General features: G+C 63.0%; 24 protein-coding genes. 16 read left to right on the top strand and 8 right to left on the bottom strand.

The features are described from left to right. Positions 1 to 15 precede the first annotated feature (15 nt). Positions 16 to 252, bottom strand: a complete 237-nt coding sequence (locus tag PGP17_RS08010) for a Sec-independent protein translocase TatA (RefSeq protein ID WP_270374896.1) — start codon at positions 250 to 252, stop codon at positions 16 to 18. 181 nt (positions 253 to 433) lie between these two features. Here PGP17_RS08010 and serS point away from each other — a divergent pair, with 181 nt between their 5' ends. The 9 genes from serS to PGP17_RS08055 all read left to right on the top strand — a co-directional run bounded on the left by serS (position 434) and on the right by PGP17_RS08055 (position 8273). Continuing rightward, positions 434 to 1711, top strand: coding sequence for a serine--tRNA ligase (serS, locus tag PGP17_RS08015; RefSeq protein WP_270374897.1), 1278 nt, complete (start codon positions 434 to 436; stop codon positions 1709 to 1711). Continuing rightward, entirely contained in the window at positions 1708 to 2547 is an 840-nt protein-coding gene (gene surE / locus PGP17_RS08020; RefSeq protein WP_270374898.1) for a 5'/3'-nucleotidase SurE, read from the top strand. The genes serS and surE overlap by 4 nt, the downstream gene beginning before the upstream one ends. Continuing rightward, positions 2540 to 3184 (top strand): protein-L-isoaspartate(D-aspartate) O-methyltransferase, encoded by a 645-nt coding sequence (locus tag PGP17_RS08025; RefSeq protein WP_270374899.1) that lies wholly within the window; start codon positions 2540 to 2542, stop codon positions 3182 to 3184. The genes surE and PGP17_RS08025 overlap by 8 nt, the downstream gene beginning before the upstream one ends. Positions 3185 to 3296: 112 nt before the next feature. Beyond that, entirely contained in the window at positions 3297 to 3713 is a 417-nt protein-coding gene (locus tag PGP17_RS08030) for a hypothetical protein (RefSeq protein WP_270374900.1), read from the top strand. Positions 3714 to 3782: 69 nt separating this feature from the next. Continuing rightward, positions 3783 to 4721: a M23 family metallopeptidase gene (locus PGP17_RS08035; protein ID WP_270374901.1), complete on the top strand. Its 939-nt coding sequence runs from the start codon at positions 3783 to 3785 to the stop codon at positions 4719 to 4721. Positions 4722 to 4827: 106 nt separating this feature from the next. Continuing rightward, positions 4828 to 5202, top strand: a complete 375-nt coding sequence (gene yajC / locus PGP17_RS08040) for a preprotein translocase subunit YajC (RefSeq protein ID WP_135943420.1) — start codon at positions 4828 to 4830, stop codon at positions 5200 to 5202. A 34-nt stretch (positions 5203 to 5236) separates the two neighbouring features. Beyond that, on the top strand, positions 5237 to 6895 hold the full coding sequence (gene secD, locus PGP17_RS08045) for a protein translocase subunit SecD (protein WP_270374902.1): 1659 nt from the start codon (positions 5237 to 5239) through the stop codon (positions 6893 to 6895). A 15-nt stretch (positions 6896 to 6910) separates the two neighbouring features. Then, positions 6911 to 7885 carry a protein translocase subunit SecF gene (secF, locus tag PGP17_RS08050; protein ID WP_270374903.1) on the top strand — a complete coding sequence of 325 codons (975 nt, stop codon included), beginning with the start codon at positions 6911 to 6913 and terminating at the stop codon, positions 7883 to 7885. Between the two features lie 4 nt (positions 7886 to 7889). Then, entirely contained in the window at positions 7890 to 8273 is a 384-nt protein-coding gene (locus tag PGP17_RS08055) for an Mth938-like domain-containing protein (protein ID WP_233342129.1), read from the top strand. Here PGP17_RS08055 and PGP17_RS08060 read toward each other — a convergent pair. Both PGP17_RS08060 and PGP17_RS08065 read right to left on the bottom strand, forming a co-directional pair. Next, complete coding sequence (locus PGP17_RS08060) at positions 8270 to 9580, bottom strand: serine hydrolase domain-containing protein (RefSeq protein ID WP_270374904.1); 1311 nt, start codon at positions 9578 to 9580, stop codon at positions 8270 to 8272. The genes PGP17_RS08055 and PGP17_RS08060 overlap by 4 nt on opposite strands. Positions 9581 to 9657: 77 nt before the next feature. After that, positions 9658 to 10257, bottom strand: coding sequence for a superoxide dismutase (locus PGP17_RS08065; protein ID WP_135943425.1), 600 nt, complete (start codon positions 10255 to 10257; stop codon positions 9658 to 9660). Between the two features lie 128 nt (positions 10258 to 10385). On the opposite strand from PGP17_RS08065, the gene PGP17_RS08070 reads away from it, so the two are divergent. Further along, complete coding sequence (locus PGP17_RS08070) at positions 10386 to 11231, top strand: phytoene/squalene synthase family protein (protein WP_270374905.1); 846 nt, start codon at positions 10386 to 10388, stop codon at positions 11229 to 11231. Here PGP17_RS08070 and trmFO read toward each other — a convergent pair whose 3' ends face one another. Continuing rightward, on the bottom strand, positions 11232 to 12635 hold the full coding sequence (trmFO, locus tag PGP17_RS08075; RefSeq protein WP_270374906.1) for a methylenetetrahydrofolate--tRNA-(uracil(54)-C(5))-methyltransferase (FADH(2)-oxidizing) TrmFO: 1404 nt from the start codon (positions 12633 to 12635) through the stop codon (positions 11232 to 11234). A gap of 117 nt (positions 12636 to 12752) precedes the next feature. On the opposite strand from trmFO, the gene PGP17_RS08080 reads away from it, so the two are divergent. The 5 genes from PGP17_RS08080 (at position 12753) to PGP17_RS08100 (ending at position 19943) form a co-directional block, all read left to right on the top strand. Further along, entirely contained in the window at positions 12753 to 13658 is a 906-nt protein-coding gene (locus PGP17_RS08080) for a hypothetical protein (protein WP_270374907.1), read from the top strand. Positions 13659 to 13729: 71 nt separating this feature from the next. Next, positions 13730 to 14758: a hypothetical protein gene (locus tag PGP17_RS08085; RefSeq protein ID WP_270374908.1), complete on the top strand. Its 1029-nt coding sequence runs from the start codon at positions 13730 to 13732 to the stop codon at positions 14756 to 14758. Further along, entirely contained in the window at positions 14755 to 15777 is a 1023-nt protein-coding gene (locus PGP17_RS08090) for a CPBP family intramembrane glutamic endopeptidase (protein WP_270374909.1), read from the top strand. Before PGP17_RS08085 ends, PGP17_RS08090 begins: the two co-directional genes overlap by 4 nt. Positions 15778 to 15802: 25 nt before the next feature. Next, positions 15803 to 16444 (top strand): exopolysaccharide biosynthesis protein, encoded by a 642-nt coding sequence (locus PGP17_RS08095; protein ID WP_270374910.1) that lies wholly within the window; start codon positions 15803 to 15805, stop codon positions 16442 to 16444. 325 nt (positions 16445 to 16769) lie between these two features. Beyond that, positions 16770 to 19943, top strand: a complete 3174-nt coding sequence (locus tag PGP17_RS08100) for a type ISP restriction/modification enzyme (RefSeq protein WP_270374911.1) — start codon at positions 16770 to 16772, stop codon at positions 19941 to 19943. 34 nt (positions 19944 to 19977) lie between these two features. Here PGP17_RS08100 and uvrA read toward each other — a convergent pair whose 3' ends face one another. Beyond that, positions 19978 to 22974 (bottom strand): excinuclease ABC subunit UvrA, encoded by a 2997-nt coding sequence (gene uvrA / locus PGP17_RS08105; protein ID WP_270374912.1) that lies wholly within the window; start codon positions 22972 to 22974, stop codon positions 19978 to 19980. A gap of 215 nt (positions 22975 to 23189) precedes the next feature. Here uvrA and ssb point away from each other — a divergent pair, with 215 nt between their 5' ends. Then, a complete protein-coding gene (gene ssb / locus PGP17_RS08110; RefSeq protein WP_270374913.1) occupies positions 23190 to 23693 on the top strand; it encodes a single-stranded DNA-binding protein in 504 nt (167 codons plus the stop codon). A 169-nt stretch (positions 23694 to 23862) separates the two neighbouring features. Here ssb and PGP17_RS08115 read toward each other — a convergent pair whose 3' ends face one another. Genes PGP17_RS08115 through PGP17_RS08125 form a run of 3 tightly spaced genes read right to left on the bottom strand, consistent with a single transcriptional unit; the run spans position 23863 to position 25039 of the window. Continuing rightward, complete coding sequence (locus PGP17_RS08115; protein ID WP_270374914.1) at positions 23863 to 24102, bottom strand: hypothetical protein; 240 nt, start codon at positions 24100 to 24102, stop codon at positions 23863 to 23865. After that, the gene (locus PGP17_RS08120; protein WP_270374915.1) at positions 24099 to 24656 is read right to left on the bottom strand and encodes an RNA polymerase sigma factor; all 558 of its coding nucleotides are present in this window, start codon (positions 24654 to 24656) and stop codon (positions 24099 to 24101) included. Before PGP17_RS08120 ends, PGP17_RS08115 begins: the two co-directional genes overlap by 4 nt. Before the next feature lie 5 nt (positions 24657 to 24661). Then, positions 24662 to 25039, bottom strand: a complete 378-nt coding sequence (locus PGP17_RS08125) for a hypothetical protein (protein ID WP_158291177.1) — start codon at positions 25037 to 25039, stop codon at positions 24662 to 24664. Between the last annotated feature and the right edge of the window lie 23 nt (positions 25040 to 25062).

Here is a 25062-nt window from a genome sequence, read left to right on the forward strand (position 1 = left end):
CCCCGTTTCGCGGTGTTAGGAGTTCGAACTGCGCTCGCGCGTCCGCTCGGACTCCGGCGCCTCACCGTCGCGATCGAGCCGGGTGGTTTCGGAGGCGGGAGTATCGCTCTCGTCCTCATCCTTCAGCCCCTTGCGGAACGCGGTGATTCCTTTGGCGAAATCGCCCATCAGCGAGGAAATCTTGCCCCGGCCGCCGAATAGCAGGAGGAGCAGGATCGCCACGATGAGCAAGCCGGTCCAATGCGGCGCCATCTACGCTCTCCCATGGTTGAGACACTCTTCTCGAACTCATCACTAGAGGATATTCTCGTTCCGGTCCAACAGACCCCGCAGACGAGCGCCCGAACAGGCGTGCGTTGCGGTGGACGCAGCCGGTGCCCGGCGCTATCACGCAGGCGAGAACCCGCCCGCGCGCCAGAGGCCTTGAATTTTCATGCACGACATCCGTTTCATCCGCGAAAACCCCGATGCTTTCGATGCGGCAATGGCCGCACGCGGGCTTGAGCCCCAGGCCGCTCGCCTGATCGAGCTGGACCGGGAGCGCCGCGAGGCCACCTCCGCCCGTCAGGAGCTGGAAACCGAGCGGAATACCAAATCCAAACTGATCGGTCAGGCCAAGGCCAAGGGCGACGAGGACGAATTCAACCGCCTGCGCACCGAGGTCGACACCCTCAAGGCCCGCATGGAAGAGGCCGACGAGGCTGCCCGCAAGGGTGACGAACTTCTCAACCAGCATCTTGCGGCCCTGCCCAACATGCCGCTGGAAGACGTGCCGGCCGGCAAGGACGAGGAGTCCAACGAGGAGGTGCGCGGCTGGGGCGATCCGCGCAACTTCTCGTTCGAACCCAAGGACCACGTCGCCCTGGGCGAAGGGCTGAACGGGCTCGATTTTGAAAAAGCCGCCGCGATGTCCGGGGCCCGCTTCGCCATCCTGTCCGGGGGACTGGCCCGGCTGGAACGCGCACTGGCGGCGTTCATGCTGGACATCCACACGCAGGAGCACGGCTATCTTGAGGTGAGCCCGCCCTATCTGGTGCGCGACGAAGCACTGTTCGGCACGGGTCAGCTGCCGAAATTCTCCGAAGATCTCTTCAAGGCTGACGACCGCTGGCTGATCCCGACCGCCGAAGTGCCGCTGACCAACATGGTGCGCGACGCGGTGCATGGCGAAGCCGGCTTCCCGATGCGCCTGACCGCGCACACGCCGTGCTTCCGGTCCGAAGCGGGCTCCGCCGGGCGCGACACGCGCGGCCTGATCCGCATGCACCAGTTCGACAAGGTTGAGATGGTTTCCATCGTCAAACCCGAAGACAGCGACGAGGAGCTGGAGCGCATGACGGCGTGCGCGGAGGAAATTCTGCGCCGGCTTGAGCTGCCTTACCGCGTGATGCTTCTGTGCACCGGCGACATGGGGTTTGCCGCCCGCAGGACCTACGATCTGGAAATCTGGGTGCCGACGCAGCAGACTTACCGCGAGATTTCTTCCTGCTCCAACTGCGGAGATTTCCAGGCGCGCCGGATGAATGCGCGCTTCAAGCGGGAGGGCGAGAAGAAGCCGGAATTCCTGCACACGCTGAACGGCTCCGGCGTTGCGGTCGGCCGGGCCATGGTCGGCATTCTGGAAAACCACCAGAACGAGGACGGCTCGATTGCCATACCCCAGGCGCTGCGCCCCTATATGGGCGGGCTTGAGGTGCTGAGCGCGTCATGAGTTCCTTTCTGGGCGACAATCCGCGCATCCTGATCACCAATGACGATGGCGTCCGGGCCCCGGGCCTGAAGGTGCTGCACGAGATTGCGTGCTCGATCTCCGCCGATGTCTGGGTGGTGGCCCCGGCCGAGGAGCAGTCGGGCATGAGCCGGGCGCTGACCTTGAACATGCCGCTGCGGGTGCGCGAGGTGGAAGAGCGCTGGTTTGCCGTCACGGGTACGCCGTCCGACTGCGTGCTGATGGGTGTGCAGGACATTGTGACAGGCAAGGAGCCTGATCTGATCCTGTCCGGCGTCAATCGCGGCCAGAACATTGCCGAGGACGTCACGGTCTCCGGGACGGTGGCCGGTGCGATGCAGGGTCTCACGCTGGGCATTCCCTCGATCGCTTTCTCCCAGGCCTATGGGTTTGCTGGCCGGGCGGCGATCAAGTGGGAGACCGCGCGCGCCTTCGGTCCCGAAGTGCTCAGGCGCCTTCTGGAGGCGCGCTGGAGCGAGAACGTGATCATGAATGTCAACTTCCCAGACCGGGATCCGCACGATGTCGGCGAACTGGAAGTGACGGTGCAGGGACGGCGCGATCAGCATAATCTGCATGCCGAACAGCGTGAGGATCTGAGGGGCCAGGCCTATTACTGGCTTGGTTTTCAAGGAAAACTCTCCGACCCGGCGGTCGGCACCGATCTGCGCGCTGTCTATGAAGGGCGCATCTCGGTCACGCCGCTGCACATCGATCTGACCCACCACGAAACGCGCGACCGTTTGAGCGAGACGCTGGACAGCGCAATTTCTCCGGTCGCCGGCACTCAAGCCGATGCGAGCCACCGCGATGGCTGACGCCCACGATCCAAGATCGATCCAGCTGGTCATGGCCCTGCGCCGGGCCGGCATTACGGACAAGGCGGTGCTCTCGGCGATGGAGCGCACACCGCGCAATGTCTTTGTAGCTGAAGGGTTTCTGGATCAGGCTTACGAGAACCGGCCCCTGCCCATCGATTGCGGCCAGACGATTTCCCAGCCCTATATCGTGGCGATGATGACCGAAGCGCTGAAGGTCGATGACCGGTGCAAGGTGCTCGAAATCGGCACGGGATCGGGCTACCAGGCCGCTATCCTGGCGCGCCTCTCACGCCGTGTGTACACGATCGAACGCTATCGCACGTTGATGAAGGCTGCGGAGGAGCGGTTCTCCGCCCAGCGTCTGACCAATATCGTGACGCGGATCGGCGACGGATCGAAAGGCTGGCCCGAGCAGGCTCCCTTCGATCGCATCATGGTCACGGCGGCTGCGCCCGAGCGTCCCGAAACGCTTCTCGACCAGCTCAAGGATGGTGGCATTTGCGTCGCTCCCGTCCAGAACGGCCCGGTCCAGACCCTGATGCGCTATCAGCGCGACGGCGACGCGGTCCAAGAGACGACGCTGGGCGACGTGCGCTTCGTGCCCCTGGTCGCGGGCGCCGCGAAGGCTCTGTAAGCGCGCCTGTTTTCATGGCATGGTCAAGAGGTTGGCGACGGCGCGCGGCGCTCCCGTGCGTCTGATTTTCGCCGCTATGCAAGAGCCCGTAACCACGGGCAGGAGGAAATCCATGTCTGTTCGCATGATTGTTTCTACTGCATCGATCGCCGCCCTGATGGCTGGCGTGTCCGCGTGTGCTTCGACCGCGACGGTCGACGAAGGCGAGATCGCGCAAGCCACGGAGGGCTATGTTCGCACCGGAGAGACACGTACCTGCCTTAATCCGCGCCTGATCGACACGATCGACCCGGTGACCGACAGCGCGTGGCGTATCGAAATGAACGACGGCACGATGTACCTCAACATCGTGGGTGGCGGTTGCAACAATGCGTCGAGCGATTTCACCTATCTGCAATATGAGACCCCGACGGGCCAGCTGTGCCGCGGCGAGATCGTCCAGGTGGTCGACAGCAATGGCGGGATGTTCGCCGGCTCGTGCGGCCTGTCCGAGTTCGAGCGTCTCGAACCGGTGGCCGGGGCAGAGTAACTAACGCCTGATTAACGCTATCGGCAGACAATGATCCCATTCTGCCGTGTTAATCATGGAGCTGCCTGAATGGGCCAGCGCGCCTGCGCCTTGCGAGTTACGACCGCTCTTGCTGCCGCGCTGACCGTGCTGGCCGGGTGCAGCTCGTCCCCGCGCGGGCCGGCCGATGTGGTCTATCGCATTGGCGATGGACAGGCGTCGGCCGGTGCCTCGCGGCCATGCGGCTCCAGCTATACCGTGCGGGCCGGCGACACGCTGAGCGCAATTGCGCAGCGCTGCGGCGTGTCCTTCGGCGAACTTGCCTCGGAAAACGGCCTTGCCGCTCCCTACACGATCTCGCCGGGCCAGGCCCTGCGAGTGCCGGGCCCGTCGACCTATGTGGTCCAGCGCGGTCAAAATCTCTATCGCATTGCTCTGGCGCACGGCATGAGCGTGGAGGCGCTCGCGGCGCTTAACGGACTGAACGCCCCCTATACCATCTATCCAGGTCAGGAATTGAGGGTGCGCGGGGAGGCCCGTCAGCCGGTTTCAACGCCGTCTGTGGCAAGGCCAGACCGCGAGGTCCGCGTTGAGGAAGCCCCGCCGCGCCGTCCTGCATCTCCGCCACCGCCTCCTCCGCCGCCCGCCGCGGACGCTCCTGACTTCTCCTGGCCATTGCGCGGAGAAGTCTTGTCGCGTTTCGGCCCGCAAGAGGGCGGGGGACGCAAAGATGGCTGGACGATCGCGGCGCGCGTCGGAGCGCCGGTGCAGGCGGCCGCGGCCGGCGAAGTGGTCTATGCCGGAAACGAGCTTCAGGGTTATGGCAATCTTGTCCTGATCCGCCATGGCGGCAATTGGGTTACCGCCTACGCGCACAACAGCCGTCTGCTCGTCAGCGTGGGCGAGCAAGTCAGGAGCGGGGCCCAGATCGCGGAGGCCGGGGCAACCGGCAATGCCGAGCGCGTCCAGCTCTATTTCGAAATCCGCCGAGGCGTGACGCCGGTCGATCCTGCCGACTATCTTCGCTGAGATTGCACGGGCTGATTCGACGCGGCCGCTCTTGTTGCAACGCGGCTGCGCGCCGATATAGTCCCGCGACTCGCGTGAACCCTCATTATCGGCAAGGACTGTACTGATGTTTTTTGACGCCGACTTCGTGACTATCGCCACGGCGGCCCCCGGCGGGGCTGGCGGAATTGGCGGGCTGGTGATCCAGCTTGCGCCCTTCCTCCTGATTTTCGTGGTCTTTTACTTCCTGCTCATCCGTCCGCAGCAGCAGCGCATGAAGAAGCACCGTGAGATGGTGGAAAACCTGCGCCGCGGCGACGAAGTCGTTACTGCCGGCGGCATGATCGGCAAGGTCACCCGGATCGCCGAAACCGAAGTGACGGTCGAGCTCGCCGAAGGCGTGCGCGTGAAGGTGATCAAGCACACGATTTCCGAAGTGCGGGCGCGGACCGAACCTTCGAAGCCTGCTGCGGCGAACGAAGACGAGGACGAGCGCGCCTGAACGGCGCTTTGACGACTAATCTCGCAGGAGCGTCATGCTTTATTTTGCGCCTTGGAAGATCGCCCTCATTGTCGGTGCGATCGTGGTCGGTGTGCTGTTCAGCGTACCGAACTTCGTTCCCGAATCCGTCCGGCTGGAACAGACCAGTTCCGAGGGCGAAGCGCCCGAGCCCAAAGGTATCTGGACGATACTGCCGCACCAGACCGTCAATCTTGGTCTCGACTTGCGCGGCGGGTCTCACATCGTCTTTGAAGTCGATATGGAAGAGGTGCGCGAAGAGCGCCTGACCAACCTGGCCGAGGATGTGCGCAACACGCTGCGCACCAGCCCGCCCATCTTTTCGGCGCGTCCGGCGGTCGTCGGCGACGAAGTCGTCGTGCGTCTGTCCGATGCCGAAGACATGGACGCGGCCATGGCGCGCCTGCGGGATCTCAACGAGCCGGTCACGACGACCGGTGGCGGGCAGGGCATGGCCCAGACGCTCGACATCTCGCGCGGCGAGGACGGCCAGACGATCCGGCTCTCGGTCACCGACGCGGCGTTTGAAGCCATTCAGCAGCGTACCGTCAGTCAGTCGATCAACGTCATCCGCCGGCGCATCGACTCCACCGGCACGACCGAACCCACCATTGCCCGCCAGGGCGATGACCGTGTGCTGGTCCAGGTGCCTGGCGAGAGTAATCCTCAACGGATCATCGATCTGGTTGGAACGGCGGCCCGTCTGACCTTTCACATGGTCGAGAGCGATGTGGACATCGGTCCGGCCGGCGAAGCGCGGACACCGCCGGGCGTGATGGTGCTGCCCTATCCCGGCGCCGCCGAGTTCGGCGCGAGCCCCTACATCGCCGTGCAGCGCCGCGCGCTGATCACCGGCGACCAGCTGGTCGATTCAAGCCAGCAATTCCAGGACGGCCAGGTCGTTGTGGCCTTCCGCTTCAACACGTCCGGCGCCACAGCGTTCGGCGAGGCAACCTCGCAGAATGTCGGTCGCCGCTTTGCCGTGGTTCTTGACGGTGAGGTGATCTCGGCGCCGCGCATCAACAGCCCGATCCTGGGCGGCTCCGGCATCATCGAGGGCGGCTTCACCGTCCAGTCGGCGAGCGATCTCGCCAACATGCTCAATGCGGGCGCGCTTCCCGCCTCGCTGACCCCGGTCGAGCTGCGCACCGTGGGACCTGGGCTGGGGCAGGACTCCATCGAGGCCGGTCAGACCGCTGTCCTCATCGGCTTTGCCCTGGTCATCCTCTTCATGCTGGCCGCCTACGGCTCGTTCGGTGTCGTCTCGACGGTTTCGCTTCTCGTCAACGTCGTGCTGATCCTGGGCGCACTGTCAGGCCTTCAGGCGACGCTGACCCTGCCGGGTATCGGAGGGATCATCCTGACCATCGGCATGGCCGTGGATGCCAACGTGCTCATCTTCGAACGCATACGCGAGGAATACCGCAACGGGCGCACCGTGGTGAACGCCGTCGAGATCGGATACGACCGCGCGTTTGCCGCCATTCTGGACGCCAACGTCACGACCTTCATCGCCGCTTCGGTGCTGTACATGATGGGGGCCGGTCCGGTGCGCGGCTTCGCCGTGACGCTGGGTATCGGCATCCTGACATCGGTATTTACCGCCTTCACCTTCTCACGCTTGCTGATCGCGGTCTGGCTGCGGCGCTCGCGTCCCAAGACGCTGGCGATGTAAGGGGAAAGACAGATCATGAAACTCGCGCTCGTCCGCTTCATCCCCACCGAATCCAGCTTCGACTTCATCCGGCTGCGCTGGGCCGCCTTCGCGGTCTCCGCCGTTCTGATGCTCGGCTCCCTCGCGGCCTTCTTTGTCGTGGGACTGAATTTCGGCATCGATTTTCGCGGCGGTACGCTGATCGAGGTGCAGACCCAGGAGCCGGCCGATCTGGGCACTATCCGCTCCACGATGGAGGAGATCGGCATCTCGGCGGTCAATGTTCAGAGCTTCGGCTCGGACACCGAAGTACTCATCACCGTCGGCACGATGTCGCCGGAAGCGGTGATGGCCATGCCCGGTGTCGAAGAAACCGGGATCGACGAGGAACAGGCTCAGCAGGTCGTGCGGAGCCAGATCCAGGCCGCGCTGTCAGACCAGTTCGAAGGCATCGAATATCGCCGCCTCGAAGTCGTGGGCCCGCAGGTCTCCGGTGAGCTGGTGGTGGCCGGGACCACCGCGGTTATCGCCGCGCTCTTCCTGATGCTGCTCTACATCTGGTTCCGGTTCGAATGGCAGTATTCGGTCGGCGCCGTGCTGGCGCTGATCCACGACGTTATCGCGACGATCGGCTTCTTTGCGGTCACCCAGCTCGAATTCAACCTCTCGACCATCGCCGCGATCCTGACCATTGTCGGTTACTCGATGAACGACACCGTCGTCGTCTATGACCGCATCCGGGAAAAATTCCGCAAGTTCAAGACACTCCCCACAGAGGAGGTCCTGAACAAGGCGATCAACAAGACGCTGTCGCGCACCGTGTTGACCTCCGGCACGACGCTCGTTGCGCTCATAGCGATGGCTCTGATCGGAGGCGCGGCTCTCCAGGGGTTCGCGCTCGCGCTGATCTGGGGCGTCGTGATCGGAACGTATTCGTCGGTTTTCGTGGCGGCTCCACTCCTGACCCTGACCGGGGTCAAGCGTACCAGCGACGAGGACGAGGAAGCCTAGGCCCATGGCACAACGCCAACGTCATGCTGATGCACCGCTGGCCATCGATGCCTTCGGTGAGGGCGGGTTTCGCATAGCCGGCGACCGGCACGAGGGCTCGATCAAGCTCTTCGCCGGTCAGGCGCTGGCCTGGCCCATGCCCAGTGGCGCAGACGCAAAGAGTCTCACGGCTGATGACTTTGCCGTATTCGTCGAGGCGCAGACGCGTCCGGACGTTGTCGTTCTCGGGGTCGGGGCGCGTATGCGCCATCCGGCGCCGGAAGTGCGCAAGCTGTTTCGCGATTCGGGCATAGGGCTGGAGGTGGCGGACACGCCCACCGCCTGCCGCATCTACAACATCATTGCAGGCGAAGCGCGCCGCGTGGGCGCGGCGCTGATCGCGGTCTAGCCGTCGCCCCTCTCGGGAAGGGCTTCGAACGCCAGCGCGCGGAAGATGCCGCGTGCGCCGGTGGTCTCGCCGGTCGTGGGCCCCGGTTGCTCTTGCGCCAGGATGACCCCGACGAGATTGGTGGACGGACTGACGAAGAAATCGGTATCGAAATACCCGCCCCATCCGAAATCACCCGCATGGCCGGGCACGCCCTCCGGCGCATCGGCGACATAGACGCCGAAGCCATATCCATAGCCGAGATTGATCGCCGACATGCCGTCCGGCATGCGCTCGCCCTGTACGTGCGGTGTTACCATCGTCGCCACGGTGTCCGCTTCCAGCAGCCGCACATCGCCAAGCGCTCCTCCTCCGGCCAGCATCAGGCCGAAGCGGATGTAATCGTTGGCGGTCGAAAACAGGCCGGCCCCTCCTGCCTCCACTTCGGCGTTGCGGATAAGGTCCTGTTCGACGGACAGAGCGGTCAGCGAGCCATCGTCGCCATGAGTGTAGAGCGTGGCCAGGCGCGGTTCGATCTCTTCGTTGAGGAAGAAGCTCGTGTCGTCCATGCCCAGCGGGGTGAAGATGTTGGCGTCCATGAACGCCTCCAGACGCTGTCCTGACGCGACTTCCACTACCCGGCCCAGCACGTCGTTGGCGTAGGAATAGAACCATCGCTCGCCCGGCTGGAAGTAGAGCGGCAGGCCGGCAAGAGCCTCGATACGCTCGGCAAGGCTGCCCTCCATCGCGTAGATGTCCTGATCGATATAGAGCGCGCCGAGATTGGTTTCGTAGTCGAAGACATAGCCAATGCCGGATGTGTGCGTGAGCAGGTCCTCGATCGTGATGGGGCGGGCAAGGGGCTCGGTGGGGATTTCATAGGTGCCGTCAACCTGCAGTGAAGTGGCCACTTCGGTCTCTGCAAAGGCGGGGATGTAGTCGGACACCGGATCTTCCAGCGAAATCGCTCCGTCCTCGACGAGCATCATGATGGCCACTGCCGTGACCGGTTTGGTCATGGAGGCGATGCGTACGACCGTGTCGGCATCCATCGGCCGGCCGGTTTCGATGTCGGCGTAGCCGGCCTCGCTGACATGAAGAATTTCGGTATCGTCGGCCAGGATTGCGACGAAGCCCGAACGGTCCCCGCTGGCAGCCAGGGCATCGAGCCGGGCGTCGAAACCAGCGAGCACATCGGGATCGAGACGCGGCGCGGCGGGCGTCTCCGGCTGCTCTCCAGGACTTTCCTGCAAGCGACCCTGCTGGGTGCAGGCCGTGAGAAGCAGCGGTGTGGCCACAATGGCGGCCAGCCAGGCGCGTGTCGACATGAGATCCCCCTAAATGAAAACGGTCGCGGCTAGCTTGCCGCGACCGTCTCCAAGGTCAATCTCTAATGCGAAACAGGTCAGGCTTTCTTGAGATTCTCGTTCGCGAAGTCCCAATTGACCAGCTTGTCCAGGAAGGCGCCGATATAGTCGGGGCGCTTGTTCTGATAATCGAGATAATAGGCGTGTTCCCAAACGTCCATGGTCAGGATCGGATGGGCGCCTTCCTCAGTGAGCGGCAGCTCGGCATTCGGCGTCTTGCGCACTTCCAGCTTGCCGTTCTTGACGACGAGCCATGCCCAGCCCGAGCCGAACTGGCCGGCACCGGCGGCTTTGAACTCGTCGGCGAACTTGTCGTAGGAGCCGAAATCGCGATCGATCGCATCGGCAACCTCGCCGGTCGGCTTGCCGCCGCCGTTCGGGCTCATCGAATTCCAGTAGAAGGTGTGGTTCCAGATCTGGGCCGCGTTGTTGAACACGCCCATGTTCTTGGTGGCCCACGATTTCCGGATCACATCGACCAGATCCTGGCCTTCCAGCTCGGTACCCTTGATCGCATCATTGGCCTTGTCGACATAGGCCTTGTGGTGTTTGCCGTGGTGGAATTCCAGCGTGTCGGAGGAGATGTGGGGCGCCAGGGCGTCCTTGGAATAGGGAAGGTCAGGCAGCGAAAAAGCCATCTTGAATGTCTCCTTTATCGACAGATGTAATTGACCAACGCAGAACACCCCGTTCGGGTTGGCCTTTTTCAATTCAAATTTCATATGGGGCGTCATACAGCCCTGTCCACCGTGGAGACCCACAATTCGTGACCGACTTCGACGCGCTTCTTGCCACGGACGACCCCGACCGGCGCCTGGCGGCGCTGTTTGCGCCAGCTGAGCCGCGCGGGCGCCTGTACGCACTCTATGCCTTCTACCACGAGATCGCGCGCATCCCCGATGCGGTCAGCGAGCCCATGATCGGCGAGATGCGTCTGCAGTGGTCACGCGACGCGGTCGAGGATCTGTTTGCCGATCCGCCCAAGGTGCGCCGGCACGATATCTACGAAGCCCTGAGCGAGCTGCGCATGGCACCGGGCGGCCCGGACCGCGAAACGCTGATCACGCTGATCGAAGCGCGCAATGCCGATCTCGGTGCGGGTCCGTTCCCGACCCGCACCGACCGGCTGGACTATGTGGACCGGACCGCCGTCGCGCTGATGCAGGCTGCGGTCCGGCTGCTCGACCCCGAGCTCGACCTCTCCGGCGAAGCCGGAACCGCCGTTCAGGCCGCAGGACGGCTATGGGGCCTGACCGGGCTCATTCGGGCACTGCCCGCGCTCGCGTCGGCTGGACGTCCGCCCTTCGCCGCGGACGAGCTTGCCGGGCAGGGCCTCACGGAGATCGACCTGACACGCGGACGCAAGCCGGAAACGGTCAAGGCGGCCCTGTCCGGGCTGTTCGCGGAGGCGCGCACACAGGCGATGACCTTGTCGCAGACGCGCCAGGCGCTGCCGGCCGCGGTCTTCCCGGCGGTCGGCTATGCCGGCCTTGCGCGCGGCTATTTGCGGACGGCAGAGAGAGCTGGCGATCCCTACCGCGAACCAGTCGACCGCCCACTCTTCCAGCGCCAGTGGCGTCTCATGTGGGGATCGCTCACCGGGCGGGTTTAGCTACTCCGCGGCCTCCGCCCGGCGGTCCAGCCAGGCGTCGATGTCGGCGAGGGCGCGGGCCGACTGGGCCATCTTCTTGGCGTTGCTTTTGGCCTTGCCGCGAATCCGCTTGCCCTCGGCGTCGGTCTTCGGCGCCTCGATATCGGGGAAGAGGCCGAAATTGACATTCATCGGCTGGAAAGCGCCTTTCTTGCCAGGCACATGGCCGGTCGTGATGTGGGTGAGCAAAGCACCCAGCGCCGTCGTTGGCGGGGGCGGGGTGACCGGCAGTCCGAGCTTTTCCGCGGCCGCAAAACGGCCCGCGAGCAATCCCATGGACGCGCTTTCCACATAGCCTTCGACGCCGGTGATCTGGCCGGCAAAACGCAAGGAAGGCCGGGCCTTGAGGCGCATCACACCGTCCAGAACCCGCGGGGAATGCAGGAAGGTGTTGCGGTGAATGCCGCCGAGACGGGCAAACCGGGCATCTTCCAGACCCGGGATCATCTTGAAAATGTCGGTCTGGACGCCGTATTTCATCTTGGTCTGGAAGCCGACCATGTTGAACAGAGAGCCCAGCGCATTGTCCTGGCGCAGCTGCACCACCGCATAGGGCTTCACGTCCGGGTCATGCGCATTCGTCAGGCCGCGCGGCTTCATCGGGCCATGGCGCAGCGTCTCGCGCCCGCGCTCGGCCATGACCTCGATGGGCAGGCAGGCATCGAAATAGGGCGTGTCCTTTTCCCAGTCCTTGAACTCGGTCTTCTCCGCGGCCAGCAACGCGTCGATGAAGGCCTCGTACTGGTCCTTGTCCATCGGACAATTGATGTAGGCCGCCTTGTCTTCTTCGGTGTCACCCTTGTCGTAGCGCGACTGTTTCCACGCGACGTCCATGTTGATGGAGTCTGCATAGAGGATGGGCGCAATCGCGTCGAAAAAGGCCAGTTCGCCTTCACCTGTGAGGGCGTGGACGGCCTCGCCGAGCGCGGGAGAGGTGAGGGGGCCGGTCGCGACGATCACGCTGTCCCAGTCCTCCGGCGGCAGCCCGGCAATCTCCTCGCGCACGATCTCGATATTGGGGTGGGCTTCGATGGCCGCCGTGACGGCCTGGGCGAAGGCATCCCGGTCCACGGCGAGCGCACCGCCGGCGGGCACCTGGTGGCGATCGCCCATCGCCATGATGAGCGAGTTGGCGCGGCGCATCTCCTCGTGCAGCAGGCCGACCGCATTCGTGGAGGCGTCGTCGGAGCGGAAAGAGTTGGAGCAGACGAGCTCGGCCAGGCTATCGGTCTGGTGGGCCTCGGTCTTGCGTACCGGGCGCATTTCGTGAAGCACGACACGCGCGCCCGCCTCGGCGGCCTGCCAGGCTGCTTCGCAACCGGCCATGCCGCCGCCGACGATATGAATGGGGGTGGTGTGGGTCATGGCGCGGATATAGGCGATTTGGGGCGGCGGTGAAATGGGGGAGGTGAGGTGACCCGCGCCGGACCGGATGCCGCACCCGGCTTGGCCGGACGGTCCAATCGGGCTAAGTCCGCTCCCATGAGATGGATCGAACCGGGCGCCCTGCGCGCCGCCCTCCAATTTCCGATCGCCAACGCCCGCATGGTGCTGGCCGGGGCTGGCCTCTACGGCGTTGTTTTTGCGGTGCAAAGCGTGTTGACGCTCTACCTGGCGGCAGGCTCGTCGGCCGCAGGGCTCGGGGCGTTGATCGCAACGCTGGCCGCGTTCGGGATCTTCTGCGTCGTGCTGGCCGGATGGGGGCGTGTCGCGCTGGGGATGCAGGCCTCCACTCCGCTCGGCTTCCAGGCCGGAGGCGATGAGTTGCGCCTGATCTGGGTGGCGTTTCTAGTTGTAATTCTGAGCTTTACGGTTCTGGGCACGGCGCTGGTCGTGCTGGCCTTCATGCTCGCGGCGCTGGCGATGATCGGTGCGGAGCGGGTCGGAATGAGTGAGCCGCCAGAAGGGTTTATCAATATTTTCTCGCTTTTCGGACCAGGCGAATGGGCCGTCGCGCTGGTTCTGATGGGCGGATTTGCGATCTTCTCGATCTGGCTGTTTTCGAGGCTTTCGCTGGGTGTGCCGGCGACGCTGGACGGCCGGCGGGTGCGCATTCTGTCGGTCTGGCCGTTATCTACCGGCCGCTTTGTCGCCATTACACTCAGCGCAGCCGCCGTTATTTTCCCCGCTCTCGTCATGATCCTCATGATCAATTCCGCTCTCGGGACGCTATTCGGCATAGCTCCGGCCAGCCCGCAGAGTCTGGTGAACGCGAACGGCGATGTGACCGGTTCGCCGCTCGGCCTCGCCGCGATCAGCTTCGTCTATGGCGGTCTGAAAATGGTCCTGCTCGGCGCCCCGCTGACCGGCCTCGTGTGTGCTTTGTACCGGATTTATGCCCGGGAGAACGCCCACCGTCTCGAAACTGACAAGACGCGTCAGCTGTGAGAGGCTAGTCTTCGCGTGAGAGGGGTGGCGAACCGGCCATCCCGGAACGGTCAGGCCAGGGGGAATTGGCGATGAGCGAGCAACGCTACGACTTTGCGAATGCGACTTTTTTCTTTTTCAAGGCGATCGGCCGCCGGCCGGGCGGCTTCCTTGCGATCCTGATCACGCAGCTGATCGCCTACGCGGTGCTGGTCTCGATCCTTTTTGCAGCGCTCGCCCCGGCGCTGGCCACCATCATGAGGCTCGCGCAGAGCCAGGCCGAGCCAGAATTCGGCGAAGTCCTTGCGATCATAGGCTCATTCGGCCTGACAGGCCTTCTGGGCACGGTGCTCTACATCATCGTGCTGGTTTCCGTGCAGGCGGCCTGGCTGCGCCTGATGACCCGCGACGAGGTCAAGCCGGTCATCCCGCTCCGCTTCGGGCTCGACGAGCTACGCCTGCTCGGCGTGAATATCGTGCTTCTCGCCATCGCGATCGTGATCAGCCTCTTCGGTTCGGTCTTCTTCGTTCTTGCCGGGGCTGGCGGCGCCGGACTGATCGCGGCGGGTGAGGGCTCGGTCTGGTCGGGACTGGGCGCAGGCCTGCTCGGCTTCCTGTTCTCGATAGCGATCGGCGTGGCGCTCATCTGGCTGGCGATCAAGTTCGCGGCCGGTCCCGCCATGACGATCAACGAGCGGGCCTTTCGCGTGTTCGAGAGCTTTTCGGCAACGCGCGGCATCGTGGGCTGGATGTTCCTGTCCTACCTGCTGCTCCTTGCCGTCTACCTCGTGCTGGGCGTGATCGTCGGGATCATCCAGCAGATCGTCCTGTTTGCCGGGTTTGCCGGGTCGTTCCAGGCGATCGAGCAGATGAGCACGACCGGGGTGAAGACCGCCGAGCAGGTGTTCGACATGGCCGGCCAGCTGTTCAGCCAGCCGGGGATCGCGGCATCCCTGATCCTCTTCCTGCTGCTTCAATTCGTGATGCAGGTCTTCATGGAGGGCCTGTGGCACGGCGTCGGGGCCTATGCGGCTGTGCGCCACTCGGGCGGTGACACGGCGCGGACCGAGGACATCGGTGCGCCGGCGGGCTCTGTCGGGGACGCGCCGCACGAAGGATGAGCGAGCACCTTCCCGCCTTCGAGACCGCAGACAGTCCGGCACGCACCGCTATCTATGCGCCATGGCCGCCGAACGCTCGGCGCAGCTGGGGCGCGGGCGCCATCGCGCTCGTGGTCGGCTTCTATCTTGTCGCCACGATCGCCATGGTCGTGGGCCAGATCGCCTGGACGGTCTCGGCCCATGGCGCGGGCGTGTTCTCGGACCCGCAAGCGATGACGGCCGCGCTCTCGGATCTGCCGCCGCCCGTCATTTTCTTTCCGCTCATGCTGGTCCTGTTCCTGACCTGGGGCGGGCTGTCGCTCGCCTGGGTGTCGGGATTTGAACGACGCGGCCTCTCCACGATCGGCTTTCGCGCGGAGCGGGCGGGGAGGCTCTTCGTCAACGGGGCCGGACTCGCCATCGCCGCGATCATCGCCCTGTCGGCGACCGGCCTGCTGATCGGGCTGATTGCCCCGGTGGACGTCACGGACGCGGCGGAAGCGGCGGACTGGGGGCGGCTGGTCGACCCGACGGTCTGGCTGGTCATTGGCGGGCTGGCGGCCTTCTTCTTCATCCAGGGCGGGGTGGAGGAGATCGTGTTTCGCGGATGGCTGATGAGCACGCTGAGCGCGCGCTGGGGCCGGATCGCCGGGGTTGGCGTGACCGCGCTCGTCTTCGCGCTCTTCCACCTTCAGGTCTTCATGAGCGGGCTCTACATGGGGCTCGCGGCGCTGGCCGGCATCTCGATGACGGGACTTTTCCTGGGCCTTCTCGCCTTGCGGCAGGGGTCGCTTTGGGGCGTGATCGGACTGCACGGCGCCTTCAACGCGGTCTCCGTGATCGGTCCGGTGAGCTACATGATCGCCAGCCAGCCCGAGGCGACCATAGGCGAGGCGGTCAGCCGGGTGTTCGAGCAGGCGACCGGCATGGCGGCCAGCTCCGGCTTCCAGCCGCAAATCCTCGCCCAGGCGCTTGTATTCGGAACCTTCTCCCTCTTCATGCTTTGGCGTTTGACGAGGACGCGCAGGCAAGCGCGGTAGGCGCAGACCTGCGGAGAGCCGGACCATGGCGAGCGACAAGACCCGGGCCCAGAAACAGGACGACAAGGACGACGTGGACTCCGACCCGTCCAGCCTCCAGGACGTCCTGGAGGATCTGACGAAAGAGGGCGAGAGCGAGAAGATCAGCGTGGACGATATTCTCGAAGCGCTGGCTCACCGCTCCTTCGGGCCGCTCCTCCTGATCCCGGCGCTTCTCTCGGTCCTGCCGGTGGTCGGAGCCTTGCCCGGCGTCAGCTATGCGATGGCGGGCCTGGCCTTCTTCATCTCGTTTCACTTCGTCGTGTCAAAGCCCAAGCTCTGGCTGCCTTCGCCGATCCGCAACATGAAGATGGACCGCGACGGGTTTGAAAAGGGACTCGAAAAATCCAGGCCGGTCATCAAATGGATCGACCGCATGGTGGTCCCGCGCTTCGCGCTGGCCCTGCGCGATCCGATGCCGCGCCTCATCTCCATCCTGTGCCTGCTCGTCAGCATTCTCATGCTGATCTATGCCAGCGTCCCCGGCGGCATCGTGATCCCGGCGGTGGCCCTGATCCTCTTGAGCCTGGGACTGACCACCCATGACGGGATCGTCATCGTCCTCGGCATCCTGGCATCGCTTGCCACGATCGGGGGATCGGTCTGGGTCCTGACGATGATGTTTTAGACCGAGGATGTTCTAGACCGGACTGCCGGCAAATACGGCGCCAGACAGGAAGAGGCGCCGGCCACCTCGGGGTAGCCCGCGCCTTGTGGAGACATGGATGTCTTTGCGGTTTCTAGCCTGCCTCTACTGTGCACTGCCTGTGCAAGCGATTTCACATCAAACATGAGGTTTCGGAAAAGCCGTATCGGCACGCAGCGCTTCCGGGGCAGACCTCTATTATTAACACTTTTCCACAGATTCTCAAGGCTTCGGACTTGGACCGGATCGGTTTGCGAACTTGCTGAGAGCGTCTATGCCTTTCACATGCAAATGTGAGGGGAAGCGAGTGAGTGTCGTTGCCGAATACTTCGAGCGGGTCAAAACGGTCTACGCCACCGGCGAGGCGACCGAGCACAGCTACCGCCCGGCGCTGGAATTCCTGTTCAAGACGCTCGATGATGGGCTCACCGTCGTCAACGAACCCAAGCGCACCGATTTCGGTGCGCCGGACTTCATCTTCCAGCGCGACGGCGTGCCCATCGGTTATTGCGAGGCGAAGGATATCGACAAGGATATCCGGGCGCTGAAAGGCTACTCGGTCGAGCAGAAGCAGCGTTATCTCGCGGGCTTCCCGAACCTGCTCTACACCAACGGCGTCGATTTCGACTTCTATCGCGATCAGGAGCTGATCCGGTCGATCTCGATCGCCGATTTTCTGATGGGATTGCAGGCGAAGCCGGAGCGTTTCGAGGAGCTGGAGCACCAGCTTCAGGCTTTCCTCGCCGAGCGCCCGCGCACCATTACCTCGTCCAAGCGCCTCGCCACCATGATGGCGGCCAAGGCAGTGCTGATAAAGGACGTGCTGGGCCGCGCCCTGATCCGGGACCTGAAGGACGGCGAGGAAACCGAACTCGTCGCCCAGTACGAGGCGTTCAGGGAACACCTCATCCACGACATCACATCGGCCGACTTCGCCGATCTCTACGCGGAGACCATTGCCTATGGCATGTTCGCCGCGCGCCTGCACGACAACACGCTCGACACCTTCTCGCGCAGCGAGGCGCTGGAATTACTGCCGAAATCCAACCCGTTCCTGCGCAGCCTGTTCGGCTATATCGCCGGGCCGGAACTCGATGATCGCATCGAATGGATCATCGACGATCTCGCCAAGATTTTCCTGGCCTGTAACCTGAAAGAAATCATGGCCGATTTCGGCCGTCTCACCGCGCAGAACGATCCCTTCCTGCACTTCTACGAGACCTTCCTGTCGGCCTATAATCCGAAGAAGCGCAAGGCGCGCGGCGTCTGGTACACGCCCGAGCCGGTCGTCAATTTCATCGTGCGCGCCGTGGACGAGGTGTTGCAGACCGAGTTCGGCCTGCCCGACGGCCTCGCCGACACGTCCAAGGTCCAGATCGAATTCGATACCGGCCAGGTGCGGCGCACCAGCAAGGGTGACCTTTCCAAGCGCGGGGAACGCCACATCGTGAAGAAGGACGTTCACCGCGTCCAGATTCTCGATCCCGCGACCGGGACCGGCACATTCCTTGCCGAGGTGATCAAGCAGATCAGCGCGAAGGTGAAGAACGTCGCGCCCGGCCATTGGTCGCAATATGTCGAGGAGGAGCTGATCCCGCGCGTGCACGGCTTCGAGCTGCTTATGGCCTCCTACGCCATGTGCCACCTCAAGCTCGACATGATCCTGACCGAACTCGGCTACAAGCCGTCCGGCACCCCGCCACGTCTGTCGGTCTATCTCACCAATTCGCTGGAAGAGGGCGAGCCGGTCGATCAGTCCCTCTTCGCTCAGTGGCTGGCCCGAGAGGCGAAGCAGGCCAATACGATCAAGAACGACATGCCGATCATGGTGGTGATTGGAAATCCGCCGTATTCTATCAGCAGCACGAACAAAGGTGAATGGATTCAGAATCTTGTGAACGATTACAAGAAGAATCTTTCCGAGAGAAGTTTAAACGCCCTTTCAGATGACTATGTGAAATTTATACGATTTGCTGAGTACATGATAAACAAAAACGGTGTAGGTGTTTTTGGTTTTATTTCTAATAATTCATTTCTCGATGGTGTAGTTCATAGAAAAATGAGAATGCATCTGATCGATACATTTGATTCAATTTACGTACTAAATCTTCACGGCGACTCCAATAAAAAAGAAAAAGCACCAGGCGGTGGTTTGGATCAGAATGTCTTCGATATTCGTCAGGGTGTTGCAATAACTATTGGTGTCAAGTCAGGGAAATCAGAAAGGGCGAGGGTATTTGTTGAAGATATATATGGAAGTCGAGATGTAAAGTATAATTGTCTCGAAAAAAGTGGATTTTACTCAACTAAATTCAAGGAAGTTGATCCTGTCTCGCCTAGATTCATGTTTGTGGACAGAGATTTTGGGGATGTTGATGAATATGAAAATGGTTTTTCCTTAAATAAATTTATCCCTAAATTCGGAAGTGGAATTAAATTTCGTAAAGACAAGCTTCTGATTACAAATAACTTTACGGAGTCGGATGCCATGCAGATGACTCATGACGTTACCTTCCTGCCAACTTCCGAACTTACGCAAAAATATGACTTCAATGAAACGAAAGACTGGATCCACGAAAATCAGCGTAAAAATTTTGAAAACGCTAATTCTGACGATATTATTAAGATTACTTATCGGCCATTTGACAATCGATTCACCTTTTACCCAATCAATAAAATTGGAGAGATAATTCCACGTGGAGATTCACGTCGGGGATTGATGAGGCATATGTTCAACGAGAACGTGGCGATTATATGTGGTCGCCAAAATAAATCAGGCGATATCAATCAATTCTTTGTCAGCAATTATCCTTCTGAGATGAAGGCAGGCGAAAGGACAATCCAATCGTATCACTTCCCCCTTTACCTCTACCCGCAAGAAGACTCCCTCGACCAATCCCGCCGCATCAATTTCGACCCGAAGCTCTATAAAAAGCTCCGAAAGCTGGCCGCCCATCCAGAGCATGGCGAACCCGACGAAGTCGCGGTGTTCGATTACATCTATGGCGTGCTGCACAGCCCGGACTATCGGGAGACCTTCAAGGAGTTCCTGAAGGTCGATTTCCCGCGCATCCCTTGGCCGCAGAGCCCGGATGTGTTCTGGTCAGTTGCCGAGAAGGGTGGGCAGCTGCGCCGCCTGCACCTGATGGAACCGGCCGCGCTCGGCGAGACGCCCTACCCGTTCGAGGGCGAGGGCGACGGCACGGTGGACAAGCCGAAATTCGAGGAGCTGGGAGACGGGACCGGCTGGGTCTTCATCAACGAGACGCAGAGCTTCAGGAACGTGCCGCGCATCGCGTGGGAGTTCCATATCGGCGGCTACCAGCCCGCACGGAAATGGCTGAAGGACCGCAAGGGCCGCGCCCTCTCTTTCGCCGATCTTCAGCATTACCAGCGCATCATCAAGATTCTCGCCGAAACCGGCCGGATCATGAAAGAGATGGAGGGGATGATCCCGATCCCGTCTGGCGACGCCGGATGAGAGCCAGGCTAACGGCTGCTCACGAACGCCAACCCTACCCCGCCTTGAGCTTCTTCTGGCGGTTGCGGTCGCGTTCGAGGAGGGGTTTCAGGTAACGGCCCGTCCAGCTCTCCTCGACGCCGGCGACATGTTCGGGCGTGCCGGCCGCGACGATATAGCCGCCGCCATCGCCGCCTTCGGGACCGAGATCGATCAGCCAGTCGGCGGTCTTGATGACATCGAGATTGTGCTCGATCACCACGACGGAATTTCCCTGTTCGACCAGCTCGTGCAGGACTTCGAGCAGCTTCTTCACATCCTCGAAATGCAGGCCGGTCGTGGGCTCGTCCAGGATGTAGAGCGTGCGTCCGGTGGCGCGCTTGGACAGCTCCTTGGACAGCTTGACCCGCTGGGCCTCGCCGCCGGAGAGCTGGGTGGCCGGCTGGCCGACCTTCAGATACCCGAGGCCGACGCGCTGGAGCGTGACCATCTTGTCGCGCACGGATGGCACGGCCTTGAAGAAATCGGCGGCCTCATCGACCGTCATGTCGAGCACGCCGGCGATGGACTTGCCCTTGAACTCGATCTCCAGGGTTTCGCGGTTGAAGCGCTTGCCGTGACAGACATCGCACTCGACATAGACGTCGGGCAGGAAGTGCATCTCGATCTTCACCACGCCATCGCCCTGGCAGGCCTCGCAGCGTCCGCCCTTCACGTTGAAGGAGAAGCGGCCCGGCTTGTAGCCGCGCGTCTTGGCCTCTGGCAGGGAGGCGAACCATTCGCGGATGGGGGTGAAGGCGCCGGTATAGGTGGCCGGGTTGGACCGCGGCGTGCGCCCGATCGGGCTCTGGTCGATGTCGATGATCTTGTCGAGATGATCGAGCCCTTCGACCGTATCGTGGGTGGCGGGCACGGCGCTGGCCTTGTTCAGACGGCGGGCCGCGGCCTTGTAGAGCGTCTCGATCGTCAGGGTCGACTTGCCGCCGCCGGAGACGCCCGTGACGCAGCAGAAAATACCCAGCGGATACTGCGCGTCGATGGTCTTCAGATTGTTGCCGGATGCGCCCTTCACGGTGAGCAGGCGCTTCTTGTCGATCTTGCGGCGCCGTTCGGGCACCTCGATCATCCGCGCGCCGGAGAGGTATTGGCCCGTCAGGCTTTTCGGGTTGGCGCGGATTTCCTCCGGCGTGCCCTGGGCGACAATCTCGCCGCCATGAACGCCGGCGGCGGGCCCCAGGTCGACGACATAGTCGGCCGTATCGATCGCTTCCTCGTCGTGTTCCACGACGATCACGGTATTGCCGAGATCGCGCAGTCCGCGCAGGGACTCCAGAAGCCGGCTGTTATCGCGCTGGTGCAGGCCGATGGAGGGTTCGTCGAGCACGTAGAGCACGCCGGTCAGCCCCGAACCGATCTGGCTGGCCAGGCGGATGCGCTGGCTTTCCCCGCCCGACAGCGTGCCGGAGGCCCGGCTGAGGGTGAGATAGTCCAGACCCACATCGACCAGGAAACGCAGGCGCTCGCGGATTTCCTTCAGGATGCGGCGCGCAATCTCCTGTTCCTTGTCGCTGAGCTTGCCCTCGACATCTTCAAACCAGGTGTTGGCATTGCGGATGGACAGTTCGGTCGCTTCGGAGATGTCGCAGCCGCCAACCTTCACCGCGAGGGCTTCAGGTTTCAGGCGCTTGCCGCCGCAGGTCTCGCAGGGCTGGGACGACTGGAAGCGGGCCAGATCCTCGCGCACCCAGGCGCTGTCGGTTTCGCGCCAGCGGCGCTGCAGGTTCGGGATGACACCCTCAAACGCCTTGGTGGTCTTGAACTGGCGCAGCCCGTCTTCGTAGGTGAAGGTGATTTTGTCCTTCGTGCCGAACAGCACAATCTTGCGGAAAGCCTCCGGCAGATCGCGCCACGGGGTGAACATCGAGGCGTCGAAATGATCGGCGAGCGCGTCCAGCGTCTGCTGGTAGAGCTTGGACGTGGCCCGGTTCCAGGGCGCGATGGCGCCATCGTAAAGCGATTTCTCGCGGTCGGGGACGACCATCTCCTCGTCGAATTTCAGGTTCTGACCGAGACCGTCGCAGGCCGGGCAGGCCCCGAAAGGGTTGTTGAAGGAGAAGAGGCGCGGTTCGATCTCTTCGATCGTGAAGCCGGACACCGGGCAGGCGAACTTCTCGGAAAAGATCATCCGCTCGCCGGTCTGCCAGCTTTGTGCTCCCCCGCTTGCGGGGGAGCTGTCAACGGAGCTGACTGAGGGGGTTTTGGCGCCATCGCCCCCTCCGCCGGCTTCGCCGGCACCTCCCCCGCGAGCAGGGGAGGACATCGCCGGCGCAGCAAACTCGGCTGCGGCGAGGCCGTCGGCCAGACGCAGCGCGGTTTCGAGCGAGTCCGCGAGGCGCTGTTCGAGCCCTTCCTTGATGACGATACGGTCCACCACGACGTCGATATCGTGCTTGTATTTCTTGTCGAGCTCGGGCGCGTCTTCCAGCGCATAGAACTCGCCATTGACCTTGACCCGCTGGAAGCCCTGCTTGAGCAGTTCGGCGAATTCCTTGCGGTATTCGCCCTTGCGCCCGCGCACGATGGGCGCGAGCAAATAGAGCTTTGCGCCTTCCTCGAGGGCCATCAGCCGGTCGACCATCTGGGACACGGTCTGGGCCGAGATCGGTTCGCCGGTGGCCGGCGAGTAGGGCGTGCCGACGCGGGCCCAGAGCAGGCGCATATAGTCGTAGATCTCGGTCACCGTGCCGACGGTGGAGCGCGGATTCTTCGAGGTCGTCTTCTGCTCGATGGAGATGGCCGGGGAGAGACCCTCGATGGAGTCCATGTCCGGCTTGCTCATCAGCTCCAGGAACTGGCGCGCATAGGCCGACAGGCTCTCGACATAACGTCTCTGCCCCTCGGCATAGATCGTATCGAAGGCGAGCGAGGACTTGCCCGAACCGGACAGGCCGGTAAACACGATCAGCCTGTCGCGGGGCAGATCGACGGACACGTCCTTGAGATTATGCTCGCGGGCGCCGCGAACGGAGATGTGCTTATGCGGATCGGACATCGGGCCTACAGGTCTCTCTTCGCGCGAAGTGACTTACTTAGGAAAGCGACACCTCTCTATCCACCTTGCATGTGTTTTGGTTCCGGCCGCCTCAGCGGAGGCGATGGACTCAGGGCCAAGAGTAAGGTGAACTCGGCAGGAATCGCCGCGCCTTGACGCGCGGAACATTATGTGAACAAATTTCAACAAGAACGCAAGCTCGACGGGATGGTAGAATGGCTGGAAGCGTAAACAAGGTAATCATTGTCGGGAATCTGGGCGCCGATCCGGAGATCCGGCGCCTCAATTCCGGCGATCCGGTGGTCAATATGCGTATCGCCACGTCGGAGCAGTGGCGAGACAAGCAGTCCGGCGAGCGGCGCGAGAAGACCGAATGGCACAATGTGGTGATCTTCAACGAGAACCTGGCCAAGGTCGCGGAGAATTATCTGAAAAAGGGCTCCAAGGTTTACGTGGAAGGCCAGCTCCAGACGCGTAAATGGACCGATCAGAGCGGCCAGGACCGCTATACGACCGAGGTCGTGCTGCAGAAATTCCGCGGCGAGCTCCAGATGCTGGATGGCCGTAGCGAAGGTGGCGGTGGCGGCCGCTCGGGCGGCTATGCGGCCGACGACCAGTCCGGCGGCAGCGGCGGCTATTCCGGCGGCGGCGGACAGCGCCAGGACCGCCCGCGCGAGGATTTCTCCTCCGACACGCTGGACGACGACATTCCGTTCTAGGGGCCGTTCCTGGGCACGCCCCCTGTAACGGTGCCGATCAGAAGCCTCCGCACGTGCGGGGGCTTCTTTTTTGCTGGGCGACCGATCCGGGAGGCTGACTGCGCCGCCGACCCCGATATGGCCCTGAGGCCGCCCTGGCTTCGCCCCTCTTGCGCGCCCTAGCGTCCGGTCACTCTGCCTCGCTCCATGAAAGCATCAGCGCCGCCAACAGCGCATAGAGTGCCAGCAGGCCGAAGCCCGGCGGGTCCGCGGCGAAACCGTCGCCGGCGAGCGGCAGTCCGATGGCGAAGGCGACGAACCAGGCTGCGAGTATGGCGCTGGTGACGATCCGCCGCCCATGCCGGGCCAGCCGCAGGCGCAGCCGGAGGGTGAGGGCGCGGCGCTTCGCCCGGGGCGGAAGGATGGTCATCTTTTCTCCTCCGTGTCCGGTCCCAGTGTCGAGGAAAGGCGCGACTTCGCGCGTTTGATCTGGGATTTCAGCGTGCCGACCGGTACGCGCAGCAATTTTGCCGCCTCGGCGTGGGTCAGCCCGGCGATGTCACACAATACCACGCCGCGCCGCTCGTCCGAACTCAGCCCCTCCAGCGCTCTGCGCATATCGATCGGCCAGTCCGGATCGGCGGCGGCCGGCGGCGGGACTTCGCCGCGCGCGCGGTCGAGAATGCGCAGATGCGCCCTGTGGCGGCGCGCATGCATGAGGAATTCCCGGTAGCCCACGGCGCAGAGCCAGGTCCGGAAGGTCGAGTGGCCGTCAAACCGGCCGATCCGCATGAAGGCCTTGATCAGAGCGGTCTGCGCGATGTCCTCGGCATCGTGACGATGCCGGGTCACCGAGGTCAGGAAATCGACCAGTGCGCCCTGGTGCCGGCGCACGAGCTCCTCGAAGGCGCCGGTATCGCCGGCGGCCTGGCAGAGCTGGACCAGCTTGGTGTCGCCGATCTGATGGAGCGGGTGCGCGGCCACGAGGCTTAGCTGTCGTCCATGTCCGGCAGCAGGACATGAAATGCAAGATGGGCGAGGCCGAGCAGCAGCGGCAGGCCGGTGACGAACAGCGCGAACAGCATGGCGCGCTGGTTTTCCATCAGCAGCGCCACGCCAATGCCGGGCGGCACCAGGGCGAGCAGCAGCAAGGCGCGCCGCAGATCGCGCTTCGGTCGCCGCGTGCCGGCGGCGATTGCCGCCAGCGCTTTCTGGTCGACCGGCTCGCAGCGTTCCACCATCAGCCGTACGACCCTCAACGCGGCCCGGCGTTTCAGCCAGGCGAAGAATTGCGCGCTGATCGGGATGGCGGCGACCAGGGCGGTCACCAGGATGGGGATGGACTTGGCCAGGATGTCGTCTTCCATGGCGGTGCTCCTTGAAGACCGGT

This window comes from Marinicauda sp. Alg238-R41 (assembly GCF_947331485.1).
In the GTDB taxonomy this organism is placed as follows: domain Bacteria; phylum Pseudomonadota; class Alphaproteobacteria; order Caulobacterales; family Maricaulaceae; genus Marinicauda; species Marinicauda pacifica.